Below are 24,848 nucleotides of genomic sequence, written 5' to 3' on the forward strand. Positions count from 1 at the left end.
GCATTCCTACAGATTAAATGCGGTTAAGTGTGGGAGGGGGCTTGCCCCCGATGGCAGTCGATCAGGCACCGGAACTCTTAGGCATCACCCACACCAACCCACTCGCCTTCGCCCGCTCATGACACACCCCCAGCACCACCCGGCGCTCGGCGTTGTCCATGCGGCTCCAGCGCGTGATTTCTTCCACGCTACGCTGGCAGCCGATGCATATATCGTCGTCATCCAGCGCGCAAATGTTCACGCACGGCGAGGCGACAGGGCGCTCTGACGGGTTCATTCTTCCTGCTCAACCAGATCCCGCGCATAACGCTGGGCGTTATGCACATAGTGCGCAGCGCTGGCCTCGAGCATCTTCTTCTGCGCGTCGGTCAATTCGCGCACCACTTTGCCCGGCGAGCCCATGACCAGGGAACCATCGGGAATGTCCTTGCCTTCGCCGATCAGCGAATTGGCGCCGATGATGCAGTACTTGCCGATCTTCGCGCCGTTGAGGATCACCGCATTGATGCCGATCAGGCTGTAGTCGCCGACGGTGCAGCCATGCAGCATGGCGTTATGGCCGATGGTCACACCGGTGCCCAGGGTCAGCGGGTAACCCATGTCGGTGTGCATCACGCTGCCGTCCTGCACATTGCTGTTCTTGCCGATCAGGATCAGTTCGTTGTCGCCACGCAACACCGCGTTGAACCAGACATTGGCGCCCTCCTCCAGCTTGACCTTGCCCACCAACGTGGCATTCGGCGCCACCCAGCTGTGTGGATGCGTCTCGACGCGGGCGTCGCCCAGGCGGTATTTCATGATGTGTCCTCACGGCTGGCCATTTAAACGATGGCTTATAGATGGATGAAGCTCTTGGGCGGCTGGTGCAGGCTGATGTTGGCATCGTCATAAAGCAGGTTGATCAGTTCGACGATCATGATCGCCGTCAAACCCCAGATCTTGTATTCGCCGAACCGATAGCTCGGCACGTACCAACTGCGACCCTGGTAATCGATGCGATGGGTATGTTCGCGCGGGTCTTGGCGGAAAAACTCCAAGGGCACGCTGAAGACCGCAGCGATTTCGGCGTCGTTGGCCAGGTATTCGACGTAGTCCGGGATGACGCCAACGTAGGGCGTGACCCGAATGCCATGCAGGGAAACCAACGGGCTCAACGGGCCGATCACCTCGACCAGGCCGGGCGGCAGGCCGATTTCTTCTTCGGCTTCGCGCAGGGCGGTGAAGATCAGGTCGGGGTCTTCGGGGTCGCGGCGCCCGCCGGGAAAGGCCACTTCGCCACCGTGGGTGGACAGGCCGCTGGCGCGCAGCGTCAGGATCAGCTCGGGTTCGTCACTGCGGGTAATCGGCACCAGCACGGCGGCCTCGGGGAAACGCCCGTCGGTCTCAAGCAGTTGCGGTGTGTGATTGCTTACCCGGCGAAGTAGCTCGTCCAGCATGAGTCATCTCGATCTGTTGGCTACCTTGCATCATGCACCAAAGCGCGCGGGTGCCCAACCCCAAAACCTGAGGGCTGTCGCGAAACGACAACTTGCAGGGCCCTGCCGCCCACGCCAAGATAGGCAGACTTTCCAGGAACCCCAGCATGAATTTCTGCAGCCAGTGCGGTAAACCGGTCACCCAACGCATTCCCGAAGGCGACGCACGCCTGCGTTTTGTCTGCGATCATTGTCAGACCATTCACTACCAGAACCCCAATATCGTCGCCGGCACGGTGCCAGTGTGGGGCGATCAAGTACTGCTGTGCCGCCGCGCCATCGAGCCCCGCCGGGGTTACTGGACCCTGCCCGCCGGCTTCATGGAGAACGGCGAGACCATGGAACAGGCCGCCATGCGCGAAACCATGGAAGAAGCCTGCGCCCACGTGCGCAACCTGAGCCTCTACACCCTGATCGATGTGCCGCATATCAGCCAGGTGCATGTCTTCTACCGCGCCGAACTGATTGACCTGGACTTCGCCGCAGGCCCCGAAAGCCTGGAAGTGCAACTGTTCGACGAAGCCGACATCCCTTGGTCCGAGCTGGCTTTCCGCACGGTCGGGCGTACCTTAGAATACTTCTTCGCCGACCGTCGCCAACAATCGTTCCCGGTGCGCAGCGAAGCTGTGCCGCCGCTGTCCAAGCCCGCCCAATAACAAACCGGCAGATCGTCGTCCAAGGGAAATCGTTTTAATGCGTTGGTTGCTTGCTCTGCTCTGCCTGTCGTTCGCCACGTTGTCCTCAGCCACCACTCTGGAAACCCTGGGCGGCAAAACGGTCGAAAAAATTCTGGTGCTCAAGTCCGCCCATCAGTTGCAACTGATCAACGACGGCAAACCCCTCAAGACCTACCGCATCTCCCTGGGCAAAAACCCCAAGGGCACCAAACTGTTCGAAGGCGACCGCCGCACGCCGGAAGGCTTGTATTGGATCGACTGGCGCAAAACCAGTGACCGCTACAACCTGGCCATGCACATTTCCTACCCCAATATCAGCGACTCCGCCCGTGCCCGCCGCGAAGGCGTGAAGCCCGGCAGCATGATCATGATTCACGGCACGCCCGACAGTGAAGAATACCCGGAGCAGTGGTTCCACACCCTGGACTGGACCGACGGCTGCATCGGCATGCGCAACGTCGACATGCGCGAAATCTGGAACCTGGTCAAAGACGGCACCCTGATCGAGATTCGGCCGTAGCCCTCGCCCCTTGGCAAATTAATTAAAAAAAGTTTCCTGCCCTCGATAGCGCCTGCCGGTGAATACCAATTCACCCCGCAGGCTGCGCAGCTCTGCGCGCCTTAAAGACCTCTCTAATACCACTTGATGCCAGCTACCGTTAAGGCGCCCTGAAACCTGGACCTACAGCGTTTTGGCAGCATTGACATGGTATTTAAGTGGTATTAGTTTCCGGCCAATAGCGGGCGACAACACTCTAATAACCGCATCGGAAACCTGACAGATGAACCCCATCCTGACGCTGCGTCCCGACGACAAACAATCCACGCCGCTGTACCTGCAACTGGCCCGCAACCTGGAAGCGGCGATCCACGCCGGCCAGTGGAAATCCGAACAGGCCCTGCCGTCGGAACGCGCCCTCAGCGAGCAGTTAAGCCTTTCGCGCGTCACCGCCCGCAAAGCGCTGGAAGTCTTGCTTGCCCAAGGCCTGATCCGTCGCAGCCAAGGCTCCGGCACCTTTATCACCCCACGCCTGGAACAGCCGCTGTCGCGCCTGTCAGGGTTCAGCGAGATGCTGCGACTCAAGGGGTTTGTGCCCAGTTCCCAGTGGCTGGAACGCGACATCAGCGCGCCGACCCATGAAGAATTGATCCGCCTGGGCCTGTCGCCGAACGACAAGGTGACGCGCCTCAAACGCCTGCGCAAAGCCGACGACACGGTGATGGCAATCGAAATGACCGCCATGCCCGCCTCGTTGCTGCCACAACCGCAAGCCATCGGCCACTCCCTCTACGAGTACCTGGAGGGCATCGGCAAACCCATCGTGCGCGCCCTGCAGCATATCCAGGCGATCAACGCCTCGGACGAGTTCGCCGCACTGGTCGGCATCGCCCCCGGCACCGCCATGCTGCTGATGACCCGCGTCGGCTACACCGCCGACAACACACCGATCGAAATCACCGACACCTACTGCCGCAACGACTACTACGACTTTGTCGCAGAGCTGCGGCGATAGGCCTTTGCCGCGCACCGCGGCCTTAGAGAACTGCCCATGTCCGAAGACAATATCCTCACGCCCCATGGCTGGATTCGCGGCCGCCTGGCGCATGCACACGGCAAGGTGATCGCCATCGAAGGCGCGCCTTGCAACCCGGCCGACAACGACTTGCCCTACCTGCTGCCGGGGTTTATCGACCTGCACGTCCACGGCGGCGGCGGCAAAGACATCATGGAAGGTGCCAACGCCTTCGAAACCATCACCCGCACCCACGTGCGCTTTGGCACTACCTCGCTGCTGGCCACCACCATGACCGCGCCGGTGGACGAGATTTCCAGCGTACTCGGCCAGCTCGGCAGCTTCTGCGAGCAGCGCCCGAGCGGCAGTGCCCGGGTCCTTGGCGTGCACCTGGAAGGCCCCTACATCAATCCGGGCAAACTCGGCGCGCAACCCAACTTCGCCCACACCGCATTGATGGAAGAAGTGGAAACCTACCTGCGCCTGGCGCCGATCCGGGTGATCACCATCGCCCCGGAAATCGCCGGGCATGACAGCCTGATCCGCGCCCTCAGTACACGCGGCGTGCGTATGCAGATCGGCCACACCCTGGGCAGCTATGAAGAAGGCGTCGCCGCCCTCGCCGCCGGCGCCACCAGCTTCACGCATTTGTACAACGCCATGAGCCCGCTACATCACCGCGAGCCGGGCATCGTCGGCGCGGCGTTGGCCCACGCCCAGTACGCGGAATTGATCCCGGATTTGCTCCACGTACACCCCGGTGCCATGCGCGTGGCCCTGCGCGCGATCCCGTGCCTGTACTGCGTCACCGACTCCACCGCCGCCGCCGGCATGCCCGACGGCGAATACAAGCTGGGCAGCCACACCGTGACCAAATGCCTGGGCGGCGTGCGCCTGGCCGACGGCACCCTGGCCGGCAGCACCCTGACCATGGATCAGGCGCTGCGCAACCTGGTGAAGATCGGCCTGCCCATCAGCGAAGCCTCACAACGCCTGTCGCAATTTCCGGCGGACTACCTGGGCCTGGAAGAACGCGGCCGCCTGCAACCCGGCAGCTTTGCCGACTGCGTGCGCCTGGACCGCTCCCTGCACCTCACCGACGTCATGGTCGAAGGAGAAACCATTGTCCTCAAAAATGCTTGAAGAGGCCCTCGCCTCCTGTGACGCCGTAGCCGCGCAGCTGCAACGCCTGGACCCGCGTCTGCAAGACATCACCGACCGCCTGCGCCGTCAGCCGCCGCAAGTGGCGATGACCATCGCCCGTGGCAGCTCGGACCATGCCGCGAGCTACTTCGCCTACCTGGCCATGCAGCACGTAGGCATTCCGGTGGCGTCGTTGCCGATGTCGGTGGTGACCCTGCTGCAAGCGCCGTTGCAGGTCAGCGGCCAGGTCGTGTTCGGTTTCTCTCAGTCGGGCCAGAGCCCGGACCTGGTCGACAGCCTGCGCCAACTGCGCAAACGCGGCGCCTTGAGCATCTCGCTGGTCAATGCCGAAGATTCACCCCTGGAAGCCGCCTGCGAATTCCATGTGCCGCTGTGCGCCGGCCCGGAACTCAGTGTGGCCGCGACCAAGAGCTTTATCGCGACCCTCAGCGCCAGCGCGCTGTTGATCGGCCACTGGAACCAGGAAGCCGACCTGCTGCACGCCTGCCGTGCGTTGCCCGAGGGCCTGCGCGAAGCAGCCAAGCAGGACTGGACGCAAGCCATCGACGCCCTGCGCGACTGCCAGCAATTGATGGTGATCGGCCGTGGCGCCGGGTTTGCCATCGCCCAGGAAGCCGCGCTCAAGCTCAAGGAAACCTCGGCGATCCAGGCCGAAGCCTTCAGCAGCGCCGAGGTGCGTCACGGGCCGATGGCCTTGATCGGCAACAACTACCCGCTGCTGATCTTCGCCCCACGCGGCGCCGAGCAAGCCGGGCTATTGAGCCTGGCTGCCGATATGCGCCAACGCGGCGCCCGCGTGTTGCTGGCCGCGCCGGACGATATCGCCGAACGCGACCTGACCCTGAGCCGCGCCGAACACCCGAGCCTGGACCCGATCCTGGCCATCCAGAGTTTCTATGTCATGGCCGCCGGCCTGGCGGTCGCCCGGGGCATGAACCCTGACCAGCCGCGCCACCTGAGCAAAGTCACCCGCACCCACTGAGTGGCGTGCCGCGATTTCCTGATGAGTACCGTGCCCATGTCCAACAACAATAATGAATTGACCCTCAGCGCCCCCCTCAGCGGGCCGGTGCTGGCCTTGGACAACGTCCCCGACGAAGTCTTCGCCAGCGGCGCCATGGGCGACGGCCTGGCCATCGACCCGCTGAACGATTGCCTGTACGCACCGTGCGACGGCGAGATCATCCATGTGGCGCGCACCGGGCATGCGCTGACGATTCGTGCGCAGAACGGCGCCGAGCTATTGATGCATGTGGGCATCGACACGGTGGAATTGAACGGCGAAGGGTTCACCCTGCTGGTGAAGAACGGCGCGCGGGTGAGCAAGGGCCAGGCGCTGATGCAGTTTGACCTGGACCGGATTGCGCGCCAGTGCAAGAGCCTGGTCAGCCTGATCATTCTCACCAACAGCGAGCGCTTCGAACTGACACCGCTGGCGCTCCATTCGATCAAGCGCGGTGAACCGCTGGCGCGCGTGGCGCTGCGTTCCAGCGTAGCGCCGCAAACAGCTGTGGATAACTCCGTCGCGCAAGCCAGCGCCAGCGTGCGCATCACCCATCGCGGCGGCCTGCATGCGCGTCCGGCAGCATTGATCCGCAAGACCGCCCAGGCGTTCAGCAGCCAGACGCAGTTGCATTTCGCCGGCAAGTCGGCAGCGTGCGACAGCCTGGTTGCCCTGATGGGGCTGGGCATCGGCGAAGACGATGAGGTCCGCGTCACCAGCCGTGGCAAGGATTGTGCGGCGGCAGTGCAGGCACTGGTTGCCGCGCTGTCGGTAGCGATCAGCGACGAACCTCCCGCACCGGTGGCCGTCGCACCCCGTCGCACGCCTACCGAAGCCGGTGTATTGCAAGGCGTATGCGCGGCGCCGGGCTTGGTCTGCGGGCCGCTGTTCCGCCTGAGCGGGATCGAGCTGCCAGACGATACCGCCCAGCATTGCGCCGACGAGCAACTGCAGCGGCTGGATGCGGCGCTTGAGCAGGTGCGCAACGAAATCCGCACCACCCTGGACCTCGCCCGCCAGCGCAAGGCCGTCGACGAAGAAGAGATCTTCGCCGCCCACCTCGCACTGTTGGAAGACCCGACCCTGCTGGACGCCGCCACCCGCGCCATCGAACACGGCAGCGCCGCCACCCACGCCTGGCGCGATGCGATCCAGGCGCAATGCGCGGTGTTGCTGGGCCTGGGCAAGCCGTTGTTGGCCGAACGCGCCAACGACCTGCGCGACCTGCAACAACGCGTACTGCGCGCGCTGCTGGGTGAAGCGTGGCACCTCGAGTTACCCGCCGGGGCGATTGTCAGCGCCCATGAGCTGACGCCCTCGGACCTGCTGCAACTGAGCGCGCAACAGGCCGCCGGCATCTGCATGGCCGAGGGCGGCGCCACCTCCCATGTCGCGATCCTGGCCCGGGGCAAAGGTTTGCCATGCGTGGTGGCGCTGGGCGCCGAGGTGCTCGATGTGCCCCAAGGCCAACGCGTGGTACTCGACGCCGCCAACGGTCGCCTGGAACTGGCGCCCAGCGAGGCGCGCCACGCCGAAGTCCACCGGATTCGCGACACGCAGAACCTGCGCCGCCAGGCACAACAGACCCAGGCGCGACTGCCGGCGAACACCCGCGATGGCATGACCATTGAAGTCGCCGCCAATGTCGCCTCCAGCGCCGAGGCCCAAGTGGCATTTGAAAACGGCGCCGATGGCATCGGCCTGCTGCGCACCGAATTCCTCTTCGTCGACCGCCGCACCGCACCGGACGAACAGGAACAGCGCCAGGCCTATCAAGCGGTGCTGGATGCAATGGGCGACAAGTCGGTGATCATCCGCACCATCGACGTGGGCGGCGACAAACAGCTCGACTACCTGCCGCTGCCGGTCGAGGCCAACCCGGTGCTGGGCCTGCGCGGCATTCGCCTGGCCCAGGTGCGCCCCGAGGTGCTCGACCAGCAACTGCGCGCACTGCTGCAAGTCAGCCCGCTGGCGCGCTGCCGCATCCTGCTGCCGATGGTCAGTGAAGTCGACGAACTGCTGCAGATCCGCCAGCGCCTGGATGAACTGTGCGTCGAGCTGAAACTGACCCAGCGTCCGGAACTGGGGGTGATGATCGAAGTGCCCGCCGCTGCGCTGATGGCCGAACAACTGGCCGAGCATGCGGACTTCTTGTCCATCGGCACCAATGACCTGTCCCAGTACACCCTGGCCATGGACCGCGACCACGCCGGCCTCGCCGCACGGGTCGATGCGCTGCACCCGGCGCTGCTGCGGTTGATCGCCCAGACCTGCACGGGCGCAGCCAAACACGGGCGCTGGGTCGGCGTGTGCGGCGCCCTGGCGTCCGACCCATTGGCGACGCCGGTGTTGGTCGGCCTGGGGGTCAGCGAGCTGTCGGTCAGCCCGCCGCAGATCGGCGAAATCAAGGACCGCGTCCGCCACCTGGACGCGGCGCAATGCCGGCAACTGAGCCTGGGTCTGCTCGACCTGAGCAGCGCCAAGGCGGTACGCCAAGCCTGTCAACACCACTGGCCGCTGAGCTGACAACAACAAGAAAAGGGAGACACGCCATGTACCAACACTTTATCGAAGGCCTGCAACGCCTGGGCCGTGCGCTGATGCTGCCGATTGCGATCCTGCCGATCGCCGGCCTCCTGCTGCGCCTGGGCGACACCGACCTGCTCAACATCGCGGTGATGCACGACGCCGGGCAGGCGATCTTCGCCAACCTCGCGCTGATCTTCGCCATCGGCATCGCCGTGGGTTTTGCCCGCGACAATAACGGCACCGCGGGCCTGGCCGGGGCGATTGGTTACCTGGTGATGGTCTCCACCCTAAAGGTGATGGATACGAGCATCAACATGGGCATGCTCGCCGGGATCGCCAGCGGTTTGATGGCGGGCGGGCTGTACAACCGCTTCAAGGACATCAAGCTGCCGGAATACCTGGCGTTCTTTGGCGGGCGGCGATTTGTACCGATTGTCACCGGGTTCAGCGCGGTCGGCCTGGGCGTGATCTTTGGCCTGATCTGGCCACCGATCCAGCACGGCATCAATAGCTTCGGCGTATTGCTGATGGAAAGCGGCAGCCTGGGTGCCTTCGTGTTTGGCGTGTTCAACCGCCTGCTGATCGTCACCGGCCTGCACCATATCCTCAACAACATGGCGTGGTTCGTGTTCGGCAGCTTTACCGACCCGCTGACCGGCGCGGTGGTGACCGGCGACCTGACCCGCTACTTCGCCGGCGACCCGAAAGGCGGCCAGTTCATGACCGGCATGTTCCCGGTGATGCTGTTCGGCCTGCCCGCCGCGTGCCTGGCGATGTACCGCAATGCCCTGCCGGAACGACGCAAAGTGATGGGCGGGATTTTCCTGTCGATGGCGCTGACCTCGTTCCTGACCGGCGTGACCGAGCCGATCGAATTCGCCTTCATGTTCCTCGCGCCGTTCCTGTACCTGCTGCATGCGTTGCTGACCGGGCTGTCGATGGCGGTCACTAACCTGCTGGATATCCACCTGGGCTTTACCTTCTCCGGTGGGTTTATCGACATGGTGCTGGGTTGGGGCAAGTCCACCAATGGCTGGCGGGTCCTCCCGGTCGGCTTGGCTTACGCAGTGATCTACTACAGCGTGTTCAACTACTGCATCCGCCGCTTCCAACTGAAGACACCGGGCCGCGAAGATATCCCGGTGGCGCAGGCCGAAGTGATGAGCGATAACCAGCGCGCCACGGCTTACATCCAGGCGTTGGGGGGTGCCGACAACCTGCTCAGCGTGGGAGCCTGCACCACGCGGTTGCGGTTGGACATGGTCGACCGCAACAAAGCAGTGGATGCACAGTTGAAAGCCCTCGGTGCGATGGCCGTGGTTCGGCCGGGTAACGGTGGGAGCTTGCAGGTAGTGGTCGGGCCGATGGCGGACAGCATTGCCGATGAGATCCGGTTGGCGATGCCGTCGTTTGTAGCCAATGCGCCCGTGACAGTTGCGCCTGTGGATAAGTTGGTTGCGGTGGATGTCCGGGAAGCCGAGAGATGGCTGATTGCATTGGGTGGCCGGGAAAATGTGCGCCAGTTGGAAGCGGTGGCGATGACCCGGTTGCGGGTGGAATTGGGGGATGACTCGGTGGTGTCCGAGGCTCAACTGACAGCGCTTGGTTGCCAAGGCGTTAGCCAACTCGATAGCGGTGTTTGGCACCTGCTGATTGGTGACAAGGCCTCGGGTTTGAGCGAGGCGTTGGAGCAGATGGTCAGTGGCCGTGAGGTCAGCGCCGGGGTTTAAGAGATGTAGTGGCTGCTCTGACCTTATCGCGGGCAAGCCCCCTCCCACATTTGACCGGCGCCCGACCTGGCAACGCAGCCAAATGTGGGAGTAGGCTTGCCTGCGATTGGGCCTCACAGGCAACAAAAAACCCGCTGCCCCAACAGGCCCAGCGGGTTTCTTGCTCATGCAATCAACGAATCAAAAATCCGCCAACTGCCATACCTCATACGCCGGTGTCTCATAGGGATGGCTCAGCTTCAACGCGGCCACAACAGCCACGATCAACGCATCCGCCACCACCAGCTCAACTTTCCACTCTTCAACCACTTCAACCTGGCCGACTTGCCCGAGAAACGGCTGGCTGCCGTCCAACGCGCGGAATTGGCCCTGGCCCAGCACTTGCCAGGCGCAGCTGTCGTAGTCGCCGATGCGCCCGCCGCCGGCTGCGAAGACGGCGGTTTTTACCGTCTCCACGTGGCTCGCGGGCACAAAGAAAGCGAGCTTGTACACCGCCTTAGTTCACCCACACGCGAGCGTTGCGGAACATGCGCATCCACGCGCCGTCTTCGTTCCACTCTTCCGGGCGCCACGAGTTCTGCACGGCACGGAATACACGCTCCGGGTGCGGCATCATGATAGTCACGCGACCGTCGCGGCTGGTGAGGCCGGTGATCCCGCGCGGCGAGCCGTTCGGGTTGGCCGGGTGGCTTTCGGTGACCTTGCCGTGGTTGTCGACGAAACGCATGGCCACGCAACCGGACACGTCGGCTTCGAGCAAGGCGTCTTCGCTGGCGAACTCGGCATGACCTTCACCGTGGGCGATGGCGATTGGCATACGCGAACCGGCCATGCCTTGCAGGAAGATCGAGTTGGACTCCTGCACCTGCACCATGGCGACACGGGCTTCGAACTGTTCGGAACGGTTACGCACGAAGTGCGGCCAGAACTCACTGCCCGGGATCAGTTCGTGGAGGTTGGACATCATCTGGCAACCGTTGCACACACCCAGGGTGAAGCTGTCGTTGCGCTCGAAGAAGCCCTGGAACGCATCGCGAGCACGGCTGTTGAACAGGGCCGACTTGGCCCAGCCTTCACCGGCACCCAACACGTCGCCGTAGGAGAAACCGCCGCAGGCCACCAGGCCTTTGAACTCGTTGAGGTCGACGCGACCGGCGAGGATGTCGCTCATGTGTACGTCGATCGCATTGAAGCCGGCACGGTCGAATGCGGCCGCCATTTCCACCTGGCCGTTGACGCCCTGCTCACGCAGTACGGCAACCTGTGGGCGAATGCCTTTCTTGATGTACGGCGCAGCGATGTCCTGGTTGACGTCGAAGCTGAGCTTGGTGCTCAGGCCCGGGTTGTCTTCTTCCAGGATCACGTCGAATTCCTGCTCGGCGCAGTCGGCGTTATCACGCAGGCGCTGGATCTGGTAGCTGGTCTCGGCCCACTGGCGTTGCAGCAGACGGCGCTGGCCTTCGAACACGGTGTCGCCGTTGAAGACGATGTCGATCTGACCGTTGTTGATCGGCTGGCCGATCACGGCCACGCAATCGCCCAGGCCGGCGGCGCTGAACTGTGCCAATACGTCCGGCGTCGCGTCCTGGCGCACCTGGATCACCGCACCCAGTTCTTCGTTGAACAGGATGCCGTTGATTTCAGAGGCGTCCTCGGCAACGCTGTCGAGCACCAGGTTCAGGCCGCAGTGACCGGCGAAGGCCATTTCGACCACGCTGGTCAACAGACCACCGTCGGAACGGTCGTGGTAGGCCAGCAGGTGGCCGTCGGCGTTGAGGCCCTGGATCACCGCGAAGAAGGCTTTCAGGTCTTCGGCGTCGTCGACGTCCGGCGCGTGTTTGCCGAGCTTGCCATGGGTTTGCGCAAGGATCGAGGCGCCCATGCGGTTCTGGCCACGGCCCAGGTCGATCAGGATCAGATCGGTGGTGCCCTTGTCCATGCGCAGTTGCGGGGTCAGGGTCTGGCGGATGTCGGTGACCGGTGCGAAACCGGTGACGATCAACGACAGCGGCGAGGTGACGCTCTTGTCCACGCCGTCATCGTTCCAACGGGTGGCCATGGACATGGAGTCCTTGCCCACCGGAATGGTGATCCCCAGTTCCGGGCACAGCTCCATGCCGACAGCCTTGACGGTGTCGTACAAGCGCGCGTCTTCGCCGGGGTGACCGGCAGCGGACATCCAGTTGGCCGACAATTTGATGTCGGACAGCTTGCCGATACGGGACGCGGCGATGTTGGTGAGGGTTTCACCAATGGCCATGCGGCCCGACGCCGGAGCGTCCAGCAGGGCCAGCGGCGTGCGCTCGCCCATGGCCATGGCTTCACCGGTGTAGACGTCGAAGCTGGTGGCGGTGACGGCAACGTCGGCCACCGGCACTTGCCACGGGCCGACCATTTGGTCACGGGCAACCAGGCCGGTGATGGTGCGGTCGCCGATGGTGATCAGGAAACTTTTGCTCGCGACCGCCGGGTGGTGCAGCACGCGCTCGATGCTGTCGGCCAATTCCAGTGTGCTTGGGTCGAAGTCATCGCCCAGCTCCGCTTCACGTACCGCCGAACGGTGCATGCGCGGGGCTTTGCCCAGCAGCACTTCGAGCGGCATGTCCACCGGGCTGTTGCCGAAGTGGCTGTCGGTGACGGTCAGATGCGGCTCGGCTGTGGCTTCGCCGACCACGGCAAACGGGCAACGCTCACGTTCGCAGATGGCCTGGAAGCGCGCGAAGTCTTCAGGGCCGACAGCCAGGACGTAGCGTTCCTGGGATTCGTTACTCCAGATTTCGTGCGGGGCCATGCCCGGCTCGTCGTTTGGAATGTTGCGCAGTTCGAAACGGCCGCCACGCTCGCCATCGTTGACCAGTTCCGGGAAGGCGTTGGACAAACCGCCGGCGCCGACGTCGTGGATAAAGCTGATCGGGTTCTTGTCACCCAACTGCCAGCAACGGTCGATGACTTCCTGGCAGCGGCGCTCCATCTCTGGGTTTTCGCGCTGTACGGAAGCGAAGTCCAGGTCCGCCGAGCTGGTGCCGGTGGCCATGGAGGAAGCCGCGCCGCCGCCCAGGCCGATCAACATTGCCGGGCCGCCGAGCACGATCAGCTTGGAGCCGACCAGGATCTCGCCTTTCTTGACGTGTTCTTCACGGATGTTGCCCATGCCGCCGGCCAACATGATCGGCTTGTGGTAACCGCGCACTTCGTCGCCATGCGGGGTGGTGATCGATTGTTCGAAGGTACGGAAATAGCCGGTCAGCGCCGGACGCCCGAATTCGTTGTTGAACGCGGCGCCGCCCAGCGGGCCTTCGATCATGATGTCCAGCGCGGTGACGATGCGCTCCGGCTTGCCATATGGCACTTCCCACGGCTGTACGAAGCCCGGGATCTGCAGGTTGGACACGGTGAAGCCGGTCAACCCGGCCTTGGGCTTGGCGCCACGGCCGGTGGCACCTTCGTCGCGGATCTCACCGCCGGAACCGGTGGCTGCGCCCGGGAACGGGGCAATCGCGGTCGGGTGGTTGTGGGTCTCGACTTTCATCAGGATGTGTACCGGTTCCTGCACCGCGCCGTACTGGCGGGTTTCAGGGTCCGGGAAGAAACGACCGGCGACGCTGCCGACGATGACCGAGGCGTTGTCCTTATAAGCCGACAGAACGCCTTCGCTGTGCATCACGTAGGTGTTCTTGATCATGCCGAACAGGCTTTTTTCCTGGCTTTCGCCGTCGATGTCCCAACTGGCGTTGAAGATCTTGTGACGGCAGTGCTCGGAGTTGGCCTGGGCAAACATCATCAGTTCGATGTCGTGCGGGTTGCGCTTCAAGCCGTTGAAGGCGTTGACCAGATAATCGATCTCGTCTTCGGCCAGGGCCAGGCCCAGTTCGGTGTTGGCCTTCGCGAGAGCGGCGCGGCCACCGCCGAGCACGTCAATCGCGGTGAGCGGCTTGGCCTCGGCGTGACTGAACAGACCGCCGGCCTGTTCCAACTGGCTGACGATGATCTGGGTCATGCGGTCGTGCAGGCTGCTGGCGATCAGCTCGGCCTCGGCATCGCTGAACTGGCCCGCGACATAGAAGGCAATACCGCGTTCCAGGCGCTGGATTTTTTCCAGGCCGCAGTTGCGGGCGATATCGCTGGCCTTGCTCGACCAGGGCGAGATGGTGCCGAACCGCGGCAGAACCAGGAACAAGCGGCCGGTCGGCTCTTGAACGGGAACGCTTGGGCCGTACTTCAGAAGGCGTGCCAGCACTTGCTGTTCGTCGGCGGTCAAGACGCCAGTCACGTCGGCGAAGTGAGCAAATTCAGCATACAAGCCTGTAACAGCTGGAACCTTCTGGCTCAGTTGCTCAAGGAGTTTGCTGTGGCGAAAGGCAGAAAGGGCAGGAGCGCCGCGCAGGATCAACATCTTCGGGACAGCCTCGGGAAGGGGTGTGCTTTGAGGCCGTGCATTCTAGCGTAAACCGTCGTCAACGGCACCCGAAACGCTACCGCTGGCCGCTGCCGAACGTCAGTTGGCAGGGTTTGCACGGTAGCGGGGCGTTAACCACAGCATTGGGCGCAGTTATTTTAACCGTCACAATCGCTCGCCAGGCCACGTTTCTGCGGGCTGCAGCACAGTTTCAAGGCGGCTAGCAGACAAGTCCCCTGCTGTCGAGATATGGCGCCGTGGGCCGTTTGCGTATACTGCGCAGATGTTCTCCCCAACTGCTTTACGCCCGCGATGCGCCAAATGGCTCATCGCAACCGGACTCTTCCTGATGCTCAGCGCCTGTGTTGATAAACCCAGCACGCTCGAGCGAATCAAGGAGGATGGCGTATTGCGGGTGATTACCCGGAACAGCCCGGCCACGTATTTCCAGGACCGCAACGGTGAAACCGGTTTCGAATACGAATTGGTCAAGCGCTTTGCCGACGACCTGGGGGTGAAACTGGAAATCGAGACCGCCGACAACCTCGACGACCTGTTCGGCCAGCTCGGCAAACCCAACGGCCCGGTGCTCGCCGCCGCCGGTTTGGTCAGCAGCGAGCAACGCAAGCAGCAGGTACGCTTCTCCCACCCGTACCTGGAAGTCACCCCGCAGATCATCTACCGCAACGGCCAGTCGCGCCCCACCAACGCGGCGGACCTGGCGGGCAAGAAGATCATAGTGCTCAAGGGCAGCACCCACGCCGAACAACTGGCGGAGCTTAAAAAGCAGAACCCTGCGATCGAATACGAAGAATCCGACGCCGTTGAGGTGGTCGACCTGCTGCGCATGGTCGACGAGGGCCAGATCGACCTGACCCTGGTGGACTCCAACGAAGTGGCGATGAACCAGGTGTACTTCCCCAACGTGCGCGTGGCGTTCGACCTCGGCAATGCCAGCAACCAGAGCTGGGCCGTGGCCGCCGGCGAAGACAACAGCCTGCTCAACGAGGTCAACAGCTACCTGGACAAGGTCGGCAAGAACGGCACCTTGCAACGCCTGAAAGATCGCTACTACGGGCACGTCGACGTGCTCGGCTACATGGGCGCCTATACTTTCGCCCAGCACTTGCAGCAGCGCCTGCCCAAGTACGAGAAACACTTCAAGGCCTACGCCAAGGAAGAAAAGGTCGACTGGCGCCTATTAGCCGCCATTGGCTATCAGGAATCACTCTGGCAACCCGCGGTCACCTCCAAGACCGGCGTGCGCGGCCTGATGATGCTGACCCAGAACACCGCCCAGGCGATGGGCGTATCCAACCGCCTGGACGCCAAGCAAAGCATCATGGGCGGCGCCAAGTACCTGGCCAAGATCAAGGATGAGTTGGACGACGATATCGCCGAGCCGGATCGCACCTGGTTTGCCCTGGCTGCTTATAACGTGGGCACCGGGCATCTGGACGACGCACGCAAGCTGGCGCAGAAGGACGGCCTGAACCCGAACAAGTGGCTGGACGTAAAAAAGATGCTGCCACGCCTGTCGCAGAAGCAGTGGTACAGCAAGACCCGCTACGGCTATGCCCGGGGCGGCGAGCCGGTGCATTTTGTGGCGAACATCCGGCGCTACTACGACATCCTTACCTGGGTGACCCAGCCACAGCTGGAAGGCAACCAAGTGGTCGAAGGCAACCTGCATGTGCCTGGGGTGAACAAGACCAAGCCGCCGGAAGAGAACCCGCAGCTGTAAACCCGACACCCCCAAACACCACCGCCCAATGTGGGAGGGGGCTTGCCCCCGATAGCGGTGTGACAGTCAGCTTTTCTATAACTGACCCACCGCCATCGGGAGCAAGCCCCCTCCCACATTTGACTCGCTACTGGCCTTGGAGACCGGTGATCAGATGCACGATCCCACCCGCCAGCACCATCACTCCCGACACTCCCGCCGCCTTTAACGCCGCCGCATCCACCCGTGCCGCATCCTGCAGTTGCACACGCACTCGCGTCAGCGCCACGCGTTGTTGCGACTTGAGGTTATCCGCGCCACCGAGGGCATTCAGCACGTCGGCGGACAACAGGTTCTCCCCCGCTGGCACAGGCGCAGCGACGGTCTCGGCGATCAAGTCCGGGGTCAGGGCTTTCCAGAACGCCCGCTGCAATTTCTCGAACATGCTCAGTGCTCCACGACAGGTGAGGTTTCAACGGTGGCCGCGTGGTACAGGCGCAAGGCCTCGCGTACTTGCGCAGCTTCTTCCAGGCCCAGCACCTGACGGGCGATGATCTGGCAGTCCGCCAGGTCCAGCTCGCGCACGGTGGCCTTGATGGACGGGATCAGCGGCACGCTGACCGACAGTTCGTCCACCCCCAACCCGATCAACACCGGCACCGCCAACGTTTCAGACGCCAGCGCCCCGCACACGCCGACCCACTTGCCGTGGGCATGGGCGGCCTTGACGGTGGTGGCGATCAGGCGCAGCACCGCCGGGTGAAAGCTGTCGGCCTGGCTGGCCAAGCGTGGGTGGTCGCGGTCCATCGCCAGGGTGTATTGGGTCAGGTCGTTGGTGCCGATGGAGAAGAAGTCCACATGGGGCGCGAATACATCCGCCATCAAGGCCGCAGACGGCACCTCGATCATGATGCCCAACTTCGGCAGCTCGGTAAGCCCAAGGGCCGATGCTTCCTCTTCAAGAATCGTGCGCGCCAGGTGCAGCTCCGAGAGCAGGCTGACCATCGGCAGCATGATATGCAGCCGCGTCAGCCCGGCACTGGCGAGGATTGCGCGGAACTGTTCGCGCAGCAATTCGGGGCGCTCCAGGCACAGGCGAATACCGCGCAGGCCCAGGAACGGGTTGGTCTCGGCGTCCATCGGCACATAGGCCAAGGGTTTGTCACCGCCGACGTCCAACGTGCGCACCACCAGGTTGCGCTCCGGGCCCAGCGCGCGGGCGATGGCGCTGTAGGTGCCGGCTTGCTCTTCGGGGCTCGGCGCGCGATGGCGGTCCAGGTAGAGGAACTCCGAACGCAGCAGGCCCACGCCTTCGCCGCCCAGGCTCAGGGATTGCTCGACCTCCTGAAGCGACGCGACGTTGGCCGTGACTTCGACATGATGACCGTCGCGGGTGATGGCCGCCAGGCACGCCTGCGCGACGTCGCGTTGGTGCCGCAGCACTTGCTCCCGGCGAGTGGCCTGCAATTGCTCTATCTCGGCCAGGTCCGGGTTCAGGTGCAGCTCGCCCTTGTCGGCATCCAGCAGCACCTGTTGACCATTGGCCAGCGCCAACACCTGCGGCGGCACCCCGCAAATCGCCGGCAGCCCCAGCGCACGAGCAAGGATCGCGACGTGGCTGGTCGCGCCGCCGCCGACGGTGACAAACCCGAGCACCTTGTGCGTATCGAGGCTGGCGGTTTGCGACGGCGTCAGTTGCTCAGCGATCAGGATCGCGCGTTCAGGCAGTTCCCATGCGCGATCCTGAATGCCGAGAAGCAGTTTCAGCACGCGCTGGCCGACGTCGGCCAAGTCCGCCGCACGTTCGGCGAGCAGGGCATTGCCCAGGCCCTGGAACAGTTTGGCGGTGGCGAGCGTGGCGTTGTTCCAGGCAAAGGCGGCGCTTTTGCCCTCGGCTAGCAGGCAGTGGGCGTGCTCCAGCAGGGTCGGGTCTTCGAGCAGTTCCTGATGGGCACGGAAGATCTGCGCCTGGGCACTGCCGACCGCCTTGGCCTGCAGCGCTTGCAAGGCCTCGGTTGCAGCCAGCAAGCCACGCCCCAACGCCGCGCGTTCGAGTGCTTCGCCGCCCCCCGCTTCGGGAATGCTCAGCGCCGGCTCCGCCACCTGGACCACCTGACCAAACGCCGAGCCCGGCGACGCACACACGCCCCGAAACACCCTCGCGGATGACACAGACGCAAGCGGCGCAGCCTCCTCGACCAGCGTCGCGATCGTCTCGCCGCACCCCTCGGCCAACAGCGCCACCAAGGCCTTGATCGCCGCGCTGGCATCCGCTCCCGCCGCGCTCACCTGCAAGGTGTCGCCCTGCACGGTTTGCAGCGCCATGATCGCCACCAGCGACTTGGCGTTGGCACTCTGGATTTGCTTGTGCAAATAGATGCTGGCATTGAACCCCTTCGCCGCCTGGGCAAACACCGCCGCCGGGCGGGCGTGCAAACCGTTGGTATTGGGCAACGTCAGCGGCTTGGAGAACAGCGCATCGCCCTCCTCGTCCACTGTTTCTGCCGCCTCACCTGGAGACAGGCGCAACAGCGGCTGGCCCACCGCGACCAGGCCGCTGGCCGGCGCCAGTAGCGCAAACGGCTCGCCGCTGACCACTAGCATCAAGGTCAGCAGGCTGCGGGCGTTGAGCGCAACGTAGTCGGCGTCGAACTCGATCAGCGGCTGCCCGGCCACCACCCGCTGGCCTTCCTCGACCAATCGGCTGAAGCCCTTGCCCGCCAGGTTCACGGTGTCCAGGCCGATATGCAGCAGCACCTGGACGCCGTTGTCGTCGGTAATGCTCACCGCATGGCCACTCTCCTGGATATTGCTGATCACTCCGGTCAATGGCGCGCAGAGGGTCGGCGAGGTGGGATCGATGCACAGGCCGTCGCCGATCAGGCGGCTGGAGAACACCGGGTCGGGGACCTTGTCCAGTGCCAGCAGCACACCCGACAAGGGCGCAAGCAATTCCAGGGGTTGAGTTGCGGTCATGACGTCACCTGCTGTTTTGTTCTGTAAAAATCATTGGGTGGATACAAATCCCGAGGTGACGAAGATCAAATGTGGGAGGAGCTTGCCCCCTCCCACATTTAAGCCTGTCTACCGCCGAAAATTCACTTCCACCAGTACTCGACTTGCACACCGATGTTCGAGCCATGCCGCGCAGTGCCGTAGGCGCCGGTGTCGGACAACGCCGACCCAGCCGCCAGCTCATTCGCCGCGCGCTTGGCCGCTTCGTTCCAAGTCGCATAGGTGTAGTACAGACGCACTTCCGGGCGCGCCCAGAAATCCGGGCCCTTGGGCGACCAGGTCGGGGCGAAGGTGAATTTGCTCAGCTTGCGTGTACCGCCGGTAGCGTCGACCTGATCATGGCCAAGCTCGGTGACCAGTTTGAACTGTTCACTGATCGCATATGCCGGACGCACACCGATGGACATCCTGGTCTGGTCCTGGCTGCCGGGGCGAATATCTTTCTGGTACACCGCCTCGATCTGCCCACCGAAACGAGGGGTGAGTTGCCAGTCGAAGAACTCCACGGCGCGGTAGCTTTTGCTGCTGCTATCCAGGGCGGTATTGCCGGTGTAGCCGAGGCCGGTGCCGGGGCCTTCGCCGTACTGCAGGGCGAACTTGTTCTTGCCGCCGAGGAACGGTGTTTGCACATGTTGCGCGGTCAGCGCCCAACCGCTGTTGGCGTCACGCCCGCCGGCTTTTTCGATGTAGCTCAAGCCCAGTTCCAGCTTGCCGCCGGGGTTGGTCTTGAAGCCGGCCACGTTGAAATCGTGACGGGTGGCATATTCCTTCTGGTACAGGTTGTCCTTGCGCGAAAGCGCGTAGCTGTATTTCAGGTCGCCAATCAGCACGTCCTCGATGCCACCGCCCGTGGCGCTCTGGTTCCAGTAGTAGAAGTCGGAGATATGGATGTCGTTACGTTTGTAGTAGCGCCGCCCCGCCCACAGCGAGCCGCCGTTGAGGCTGGGCAGGTTGGACCACTGCGCATACATCTGCGGCATGCGCGCCGAGCCGTTGTCTTCGCCCTGGAATTTAAGCGCGCGGTCGTACTTGTTGTAGAGAGAAGCCATGGCGTCGACGCTGAGCACGGAGCCGTCGTCGAGGGTCAGCAGGTCCTGGCGCAGCTCCAGTTCGCCGTATTGTTCACATTCGTTGCCCAAACGGTATTTGGTTTGCGCGCCCGGCAGTTGGAAACACTGCTGCTTGCCACTGCCGGTTGAAGTCCCCGCGCCGCTGCGCAAGTAACCGGCAAACTCCAGGGCCTGAGCGCCGAACGGCAAGCTCAGACACGACGCCACGAGGCCCAGCTTTATTGTTTTTTTCATGCAGTACTCCGATATTTTTATTATGTTTTTGTGAAGCGCCCGGTGCTCCCACACGGGGAATTAATCTCCTGCTTAGCGTCGCGCTCGACCGTTGCTACAACGCTCCAGGCATCAGTCCTTGAGGTGCAGCACGAAGGATTCGTAAGGCCGTAACGCCAGCGTGCCCGCGCTTGCCTGGCAATCGGGGTAGTTGCTGATCAGCAGGCGCTGCCGCGTCGTTGCGTTGAGGACGTTGTCGGGCAGCTGGATTTCGCAGGGTTTGCCGTAGAAGTTGTTCAGCACCAGCAGGCGCTCGCCATGGCCTTCGCGTAGGTAGGCCCAAACCTGGAGATGGTCCTGCAACAATTCGCGATAAACGCCGTCTTGAATCAGCGGCTCCTGGCGACGCAAGGCGATCAGGCTGCGGTAGTGATGCAGCACCGAATCCGGGTCATCCCGTTGGCTGTCGACGTTGATCTGCGCCGCATTGGCCGGGATGCCGATCCACGGTTCAGCGCTACTGAAACCGGCATGCTTGCAGGCATTCCACTGCATCGGCGTGCGCCCGTTGTCCCGCGACTTCTGCATGATCGCCGCCATGCTCGACGCCTCGGACTCACCGGCATCACGTTTGAGGCGGTAGATGTTGAGGGTTTCGACATCGCGGTACTGTTCGATCTTGTCGAAGCCCGGATTGGTCATACCCAACTCTTCGCCCTGATACACATACGGCGTGCCCTGCAGGAAGTGCAGCGCCGTGGCGAGCATCTTGGCCGAGACCACACGATGCTCACCGTCATCCCCAAAGCGCGAGACCACCCGTGGCTGGTCGTGGTTACACCAGAACAGCGCGTTCCAACCGCCGCCGGCCTGCATACCCAGTTGCCAGTCGGAAAAGATCTGCTTGAGCTGCAGGAAATCGAAGTCGGCCTTCACCCACTTCTGCAGGTTCGGGTAGTCAACTTTCAGGTGGTGGAAGTTGAAAGTCATCGACAGCTCTTTCGACTCCGGCCGCGAGTAGCGGATGCAGTGTTCCAGGCTGGTGGACGACATCTCGCCGACGTTGATCAGGGCATGGCCTGCGAAGACTTCGCGGTGCATTTCCTGCAGGTATTCGTGCACGTTCGGACCGTCGGTGTAGAAACGGCGGCCGTCACTGGCGTCTTCGGGGAAGTCGGCGGGTTTGGAGATCAGGTTGATCACGTCCAGGCGGAAACCGCCCACACCTTTGTCGCGCCAGAAGCGCATCAGCTTGAACACCTCGGCGCGCACCTTGGGGTTGTCCCAATTCAGGTCGGCCTGGGTGTGGTCGAACAGGTGCAGGAAGTACTGGCCGGTTTGCGCTTCGTATTCCCAGGCCGAACCGCCGAACTTGGATTCCCAGTTGTTCGGCTGGTCGCGCCAGATATAGAAGTCGCGGTACGGGTTGTCGAGGCTGCTGCGCGCCTGCTGGAACCACTCGTGCTCGATGGAGGTGTGGTTGACCACGATATCGAGCATCAGCTTGATGCCGCGCGTGGCCGCTTCGCTGATCAGCCGGTCGCAATCGGCCATGGTCCCGTAGCTCGGGTCGATGGCGTAGTAGTCGCTGATGTCGTAGCCGTTGTCGCGCTGCGGCGAGCGCAGGAACGGGGTGATCCACAGGCAGTCGACGCCCAGCCATTGCAGGTAGTCGAGTTTGTCCACGATACCCAGCAGGTCTCCGGTGGCGTTACCGGCGTGGCTGTGAAAGCTCTTGGGGTAGATCTGGTAGATCACCGAGTGTTGCCAGTTTTGCATGGGGGTTCCTTCAGTAAAATTTTGTACCAGCCGCTCGGCCTCATCGGGAGCAAGCCCCCTCCCATAGGGGGAACGCATTTCAACTGTGGGAGCGGGCTTGCTCGCGAAGGCGGTAATTCAGGCAACGCGATACCCAGGCCGGACAATCTTCATGCTCAATGCACAGGTCAGAACAAACGGCACGACCATCGCGATGACCATCCCGATCACAAACATCGGGATCGCATGCGGCACGATCGAGATAAACCCAGGCAAGCCACCGACCCCGATGGCCGAGGCCTGCACCTTGTTCAGCGAGAGGAAAATGCTGCCCAGTGCCGACCCCAGCAACGCGGCATAAAATGGAAACTTGAAGCGCAGGTTCACCCCGAACATCGCCGGCTCAGTGATGCCGAAATACGCCGAGATAGCGGAAGTCGAGGCCATGCTTTTGTCCCGCGCATTGCGGGTCATGTAGAACACCGCCAACGCGGCGCTGCCCTGGGCCAGGTTGGACATGACGATCATCGGCCAGATAAATGTGCCGCCCTGGGTGGAGATCAGTTGCAGGTCCACCGCCAGGAACATGTGGTGCATGCCGGTGATCACCAGCGGCGCATACAGCAGGCCGAAAATCGCCCCACCGAGCATCGGCGCCAGGTCAAACAGGGTGACCACGCCTTCGGTGATCAGGATGCCGAGGTGACGGGTCACCGGGCCGATGATCGCCAGCGCGAGTACGCCGGTGACGACGATGGTGGTGATCGGCACGACCAGCAATTGAATCGCATTGGGCACTCGCGCGCGCAGCCATTTCTCGATGACGCTCATCACATAGGCCGCCATCAGGATCGGCAGGATCTGCCCCTGGTAGCCGACTTTCTCGATCTTGAACCAGCCGAAAATGTCGAAGTACGGCAGGCTCTGACCATCGAGACCGGCCACCGCCTTGCCGTAGTTCCAGGCGTTGAGCAGGTCCGGGTGGACCAGCATCAGGCCGAGCACAATGCCGAGGATTTCACTGCCGCCAAAACGCTTGGCTGCCGACCAGCCCACCAGCGCCGGCAGGAACACGAACGAGGTGTTGGCCATCAGGTTGATCAGGCTCCACAGGCCATCCAGGTTCGGGTAGGCCTCCAGCAGCGTCTTGCCTTCGATGAACATGCCCTTGGCGCCCATCAGGTTGTTCACGCCCATCAACAGGCCGGCGATGATCAGCGCGGGCAGGATCGGCATGAACACATCGGAGAACACCCGCACCAGGCGCTGCATGGCGTTGGTCTTGTCGGCGCCCTTCTTCTTGACGTCGGCGATGGTGGCGGCGGCGAGGCCGGTCTGTTCGCGCAGGGCGGCGTAGACCTTTTCCACTTCGCCGGGGCCGATCACCACCTGGAACAGGCCACCGGTAAAGAACGAACCCTTGACCAGGTCGACCTGGTTCAACGCGCTGCCGTTGACCAGGCTCGGGTCCTTGAGCGCCAGGCGCAGGCGGGTCACGCAGTGGGCAGCTTGCTCAAGGTTGTCGCGGCCCCCGAGGTTCTCGAGAATCTCGCGGGCGATGTTCGAATAGTCGTGGCTCATGCTTGGTTTCCACTTTGATTTTTTTATTTGAGGGCAGTCATTGGCAGCACGCCGAAGGCAAAAGTACTCGTACAGACGAGTTAAAGCAACAACTCGTCTGTACGAGTTACATGTTGTTTATTTTTTGTAGGCCTGGCCGCCCCGCAGGCCACAGATATCCACGGGCCCAATAGACAAACCCCTGCCGTGCTACTAAGGTTCCTGCCTTGAACGCAAACGCGGCACAGAGCCATCCCCATGAGCAAATACAACCAGATCTATACCGATCTGCTTGCCAACATCACCACTGAACGCCTGCAACGCGGCACCCGTCTTCCCTCTGAAACCGAACTGATGGATACCTACCAGGCCAGTCGTGGCACAGTGCGGCGAGCCATCGAGCAGTTGCAGGAACGTGGGTTTGCGCAAAAAATCCACGGCAAGGGCACGTTTGTGTTGTCGCCCAACCCTATCGAGTTCCAACTGGGCGGCATCGTCAGCTTCCACGAAACCCACGCCGACCTGGGCGATGACGTACGCACCGACGTCGTCGAATTCACCCAGTTCCCGCTGGAAGGTTCACTGCTGCAGCACATCGAGGCCGAACCCGGCAGCCTGATCACCCGCATCAAACGGGTGCGGCGCATCGGCGGCAAACGGGTGATCCTCGACATCAACCACTTCGTCGCCGACCTGATCCCCGGCCTGGACCGCGACATCGCCGAGCAATCGATCTACGCCTTCATCGAGCAGACGTTGCAGTTACAGATCAGCTACGCCCAACGCACCATCGAAGCCCTGCCCCGCGGCAAAGACGACCAGGCGCACCTCGACCTCGAGGGTCAAAGCCATGTGATCGTGGTGAGCAACCAGACGTTTTTGCAGGACGGGCGGCAGTTCGAGTACACCGAGTCGCGGCACACGTTGGATAAGTTTTACTTTTCGGATATCGCGCGGCGATGAGGGCGTTGATCTTCCCTATTCCAGAAACACAAAACCCCGGCACATGGCCGGGGTTTTG

19 protein-coding genes are annotated in these 24,848 nt (G+C 62.8%); 9 read left to right on the top strand and 10 right to left on the bottom strand.

Annotated features, from left to right (window positions below; genetic code table 11):
- Positions 1-61: 61 nt before the first annotated feature.
- Genes ACP7CJ_RS09290 through ACP7CJ_RS09300 form a run of 3 tightly spaced genes read right to left on the bottom strand, consistent with a single transcriptional unit; the run spans position 62 to position 1,436 of the window.
- Complete coding sequence (locus ACP7CJ_RS09290) at positions 62-277, bottom strand: DUF1289 domain-containing protein (protein WP_276194699.1); 216 nt, start codon at positions 275-277, stop codon at positions 62-64.
- Positions 274-798, bottom strand: coding sequence for a gamma carbonic anhydrase family protein (locus tag ACP7CJ_RS09295; protein WP_276194700.1), 525 nt, complete (start codon positions 796-798; stop codon positions 274-276). Before ACP7CJ_RS09295 ends, ACP7CJ_RS09290 begins: the two co-directional genes overlap by 4 nt.
- A gap of 35 nt (positions 799-833) precedes the next feature.
- Positions 834-1,436: a CoA pyrophosphatase gene (locus ACP7CJ_RS09300; RefSeq protein ID WP_247405466.1), complete on the bottom strand. Its 603-nt coding sequence runs from the start codon at positions 1,434-1,436 to the stop codon at positions 834-836.
- A gap of 146 nt (positions 1,437-1,582) precedes the next feature.
- Here ACP7CJ_RS09300 and ACP7CJ_RS09305 point away from each other — a divergent pair, with 146 nt between their 5' ends.
- The 7 genes from ACP7CJ_RS09305 (at position 1,583) to nagE (ending at position 10,092) form a co-directional block, all read left to right on the top strand.
- Positions 1,583-2,131 (top strand): NUDIX hydrolase, encoded by a 549-nt coding sequence (locus tag ACP7CJ_RS09305; RefSeq protein WP_276194701.1) that lies wholly within the window; start codon positions 1,583-1,585, stop codon positions 2,129-2,131.
- A gap of 37 nt (positions 2,132-2,168) precedes the next feature.
- Positions 2,169-2,672: a L,D-transpeptidase family protein gene (locus tag ACP7CJ_RS09310; protein WP_276194702.1), complete on the top strand. Its 504-nt coding sequence runs from the start codon at positions 2,169-2,171 to the stop codon at positions 2,670-2,672.
- Positions 2,673-2,934: 262 nt separating this feature from the next.
- Positions 2,935-3,666 carry a GntR family transcriptional regulator gene (locus ACP7CJ_RS09315; protein ID WP_426100167.1) on the top strand — a complete coding sequence of 244 codons (732 nt, stop codon included), beginning with the start codon at positions 2,935-2,937 and terminating at the stop codon, positions 3,664-3,666.
- A 36-nt stretch (positions 3,667-3,702) separates the two neighbouring features.
- Positions 3,703-4,809, top strand: a complete 1,107-nt coding sequence (gene nagA, locus ACP7CJ_RS09320; protein WP_426100168.1) for an N-acetylglucosamine-6-phosphate deacetylase — start codon at positions 3,703-3,705, stop codon at positions 4,807-4,809.
- Positions 4,790-5,812 carry an SIS domain-containing protein gene (locus ACP7CJ_RS09325; RefSeq protein WP_426100169.1) on the top strand — a complete coding sequence of 341 codons (1,023 nt, stop codon included), beginning with the start codon at positions 4,790-4,792 and terminating at the stop codon, positions 5,810-5,812. Before nagA ends, ACP7CJ_RS09325 begins: the two co-directional genes overlap by 20 nt.
- A 36-nt stretch (positions 5,813-5,848) precedes the next feature.
- A complete protein-coding gene (gene ptsP, locus ACP7CJ_RS09330) occupies positions 5,849-8,359 on the top strand; it encodes a phosphoenolpyruvate--protein phosphotransferase (RefSeq protein ID WP_426100170.1) in 2,511 nt (836 codons plus the stop codon).
- 26 nt (positions 8,360-8,385) lie between these two features.
- Entirely contained in the window at positions 8,386-10,092 is a 1,707-nt protein-coding gene (gene nagE / locus ACP7CJ_RS09335; protein ID WP_426100171.1) for an N-acetylglucosamine-specific PTS transporter subunit IIBC, read from the top strand.
- A 180-nt stretch (positions 10,093-10,272) separates the two neighbouring features.
- On the opposite strand, the gene ACP7CJ_RS09340 is transcribed toward nagE, so the two are convergent.
- Positions 10,273-10,584: an NGG1p interacting factor NIF3 gene (locus tag ACP7CJ_RS09340; protein ID WP_247404083.1), complete on the bottom strand. Its 312-nt coding sequence runs from the start codon at positions 10,582-10,584 to the stop codon at positions 10,273-10,275.
- Positions 10,585-10,588: 4 nt separating this feature from the next.
- Positions 10,589-14,485 carry a phosphoribosylformylglycinamidine synthase gene (gene purL, locus ACP7CJ_RS09345; protein ID WP_426100172.1) on the bottom strand — a complete coding sequence of 1,299 codons (3,897 nt, stop codon included), beginning with the start codon at positions 14,483-14,485 and terminating at the stop codon, positions 10,589-10,591.
- A 286-nt stretch (positions 14,486-14,771) separates the two neighbouring features.
- Between purL and mltF the strand changes: the two genes are divergently transcribed.
- Entirely contained in the window at positions 14,772-16,232 is a 1,461-nt protein-coding gene (gene mltF / locus ACP7CJ_RS09350) for a membrane-bound lytic murein transglycosylase MltF (protein WP_276194709.1), read from the top strand.
- A 127-nt stretch (positions 16,233-16,359) separates the two neighbouring features.
- Here mltF and ACP7CJ_RS09355 read toward each other — a convergent pair whose 3' ends face one another.
- From ACP7CJ_RS09355 to treP, 5 genes are all read right to left on the bottom strand, one after another.
- Positions 16,360-16,656: a PTS transporter subunit EIIB gene (locus ACP7CJ_RS09355; RefSeq protein WP_276194710.1), complete on the bottom strand. Its 297-nt coding sequence runs from the start codon at positions 16,654-16,656 to the stop codon at positions 16,360-16,362.
- Positions 16,657-16,658: 2 nt separating this feature from the next.
- On the bottom strand, positions 16,659-19,187 hold the full coding sequence (gene ptsP / locus ACP7CJ_RS09360; RefSeq protein WP_276194711.1) for a phosphoenolpyruvate--protein phosphotransferase: 2,529 nt from the start codon (positions 19,185-19,187) through the stop codon (positions 16,659-16,661).
- Positions 19,188-19,309: 122 nt separating this feature from the next.
- Positions 19,310-20,530 (bottom strand): maltoporin, encoded by a 1,221-nt coding sequence (locus ACP7CJ_RS09365; protein WP_426100173.1) that lies wholly within the window; start codon positions 20,528-20,530, stop codon positions 19,310-19,312.
- A 111-nt stretch (positions 20,531-20,641) separates the two neighbouring features.
- Entirely contained in the window at positions 20,642-22,288 is a 1,647-nt protein-coding gene (treC, locus tag ACP7CJ_RS09370) for an alpha,alpha-phosphotrehalase (RefSeq protein ID WP_276194713.1), read from the bottom strand.
- A gap of 117 nt (positions 22,289-22,405) precedes the next feature.
- The gene (gene treP / locus ACP7CJ_RS09375) at positions 22,406-23,848 is read right to left on the bottom strand and encodes a PTS system trehalose-specific EIIBC component (protein ID WP_247402663.1); all 1,443 of its coding nucleotides are present in this window, start codon (positions 23,846-23,848) and stop codon (positions 22,406-22,408) included.
- 237 nt (positions 23,849-24,085) lie between these two features.
- Between treP and treR the strand changes: the two genes are divergently transcribed.
- Entirely contained in the window at positions 24,086-24,790 is a 705-nt protein-coding gene (treR, locus tag ACP7CJ_RS09380; protein WP_426100174.1) for a trehalose operon repressor, read from the top strand.
- Positions 24,791-24,848: the final 58 nt, after the last annotated feature.

The sequence above is a fragment of the Pseudomonas sp. PSPC3-2 genome (assembly GCF_049897085.1).
Lineage (GTDB): Bacteria > Pseudomonadota > Gammaproteobacteria > Pseudomonadales > Pseudomonadaceae > Aquipseudomonas > Aquipseudomonas paraveronii.

What these genes read in the sequence shown, in the direction of transcription:
- ACP7CJ_RS09305 (WP_276194701.1), top strand. Translation starts at nt 1,583, where the DNA reads ATGAATTTCTGCAGCCAGTGCGGTAAACCGGTCACCCAACGCATTCCC.
- purL (WP_426100172.1), bottom strand. Translation starts at nt 14,485, where the DNA reads ATGTTGATCCTGCGCGGCGCTCCTGCCCTTTCTGCCTTTCGCCACAGC.
- treC (WP_276194713.1), bottom strand. Translation starts at nt 22,288, where the DNA reads ATGCAAAACTGGCAACACTCGGTGATCTACCAGATCTACCCCAAGAGC.
- ACP7CJ_RS09290 (WP_276194699.1), bottom strand. Translation starts at nt 277, where the DNA reads ATGAACCCGTCAGAGCGCCCTGTCGCCTCGCCGTGCGTGAACATTTGC.
- mltF (WP_276194709.1), top strand. Translation starts at nt 14,772, where the DNA reads ATGTTCTCCCCAACTGCTTTACGCCCGCGATGCGCCAAATGGCTCATC.
- ACP7CJ_RS09355 (WP_276194710.1), bottom strand. Translation starts at nt 16,656, where the DNA reads ATGTTCGAGAAATTGCAGCGGGCGTTCTGGAAAGCCCTGACCCCGGAC.
- ACP7CJ_RS09365 (WP_426100173.1), bottom strand. Translation starts at nt 20,530, where the DNA reads ATGAAAAAAACAATAAAGCTGGGCCTCGTGGCGTCGTGTCTGAGCTTG.
- ACP7CJ_RS09295 (WP_276194700.1), bottom strand. Translation starts at nt 798, where the DNA reads ATGAAATACCGCCTGGGCGACGCCCGCGTCGAGACGCATCCACACAGC.
- treP (WP_247402663.1), bottom strand. Translation starts at nt 23,848, where the DNA reads ATGAGCCACGACTATTCGAACATCGCCCGCGAGATTCTCGAGAACCTC.
- ACP7CJ_RS09310 (WP_276194702.1), top strand. Translation starts at nt 2,169, where the DNA reads ATGCGTTGGTTGCTTGCTCTGCTCTGCCTGTCGTTCGCCACGTTGTCC.
- nagE (WP_426100171.1), top strand. Translation starts at nt 8,386, where the DNA reads ATGTACCAACACTTTATCGAAGGCCTGCAACGCCTGGGCCGTGCGCTG.
- ACP7CJ_RS09300 (WP_247405466.1), bottom strand. Translation starts at nt 1,436, where the DNA reads ATGCTGGACGAGCTACTTCGCCGGGTAAGCAATCACACACCGCAACTG.
- nagA (WP_426100168.1), top strand. Translation starts at nt 3,703, where the DNA reads ATGTCCGAAGACAATATCCTCACGCCCCATGGCTGGATTCGCGGCCGC.
- ptsP (WP_276194711.1), bottom strand. Translation starts at nt 19,187, where the DNA reads ATGACCGCAACTCAACCCCTGGAATTGCTTGCGCCCTTGTCGGGTGTG.
- treR (WP_426100174.1), top strand. Translation starts at nt 24,086, where the DNA reads ATGAGCAAATACAACCAGATCTATACCGATCTGCTTGCCAACATCACC.
- ACP7CJ_RS09315 (WP_426100167.1), top strand. Translation starts at nt 2,935, where the DNA reads ATGAACCCCATCCTGACGCTGCGTCCCGACGACAAACAATCCACGCCG.
- ptsP (WP_426100170.1), top strand. Translation starts at nt 5,849, where the DNA reads ATGTCCAACAACAATAATGAATTGACCCTCAGCGCCCCCCTCAGCGGG.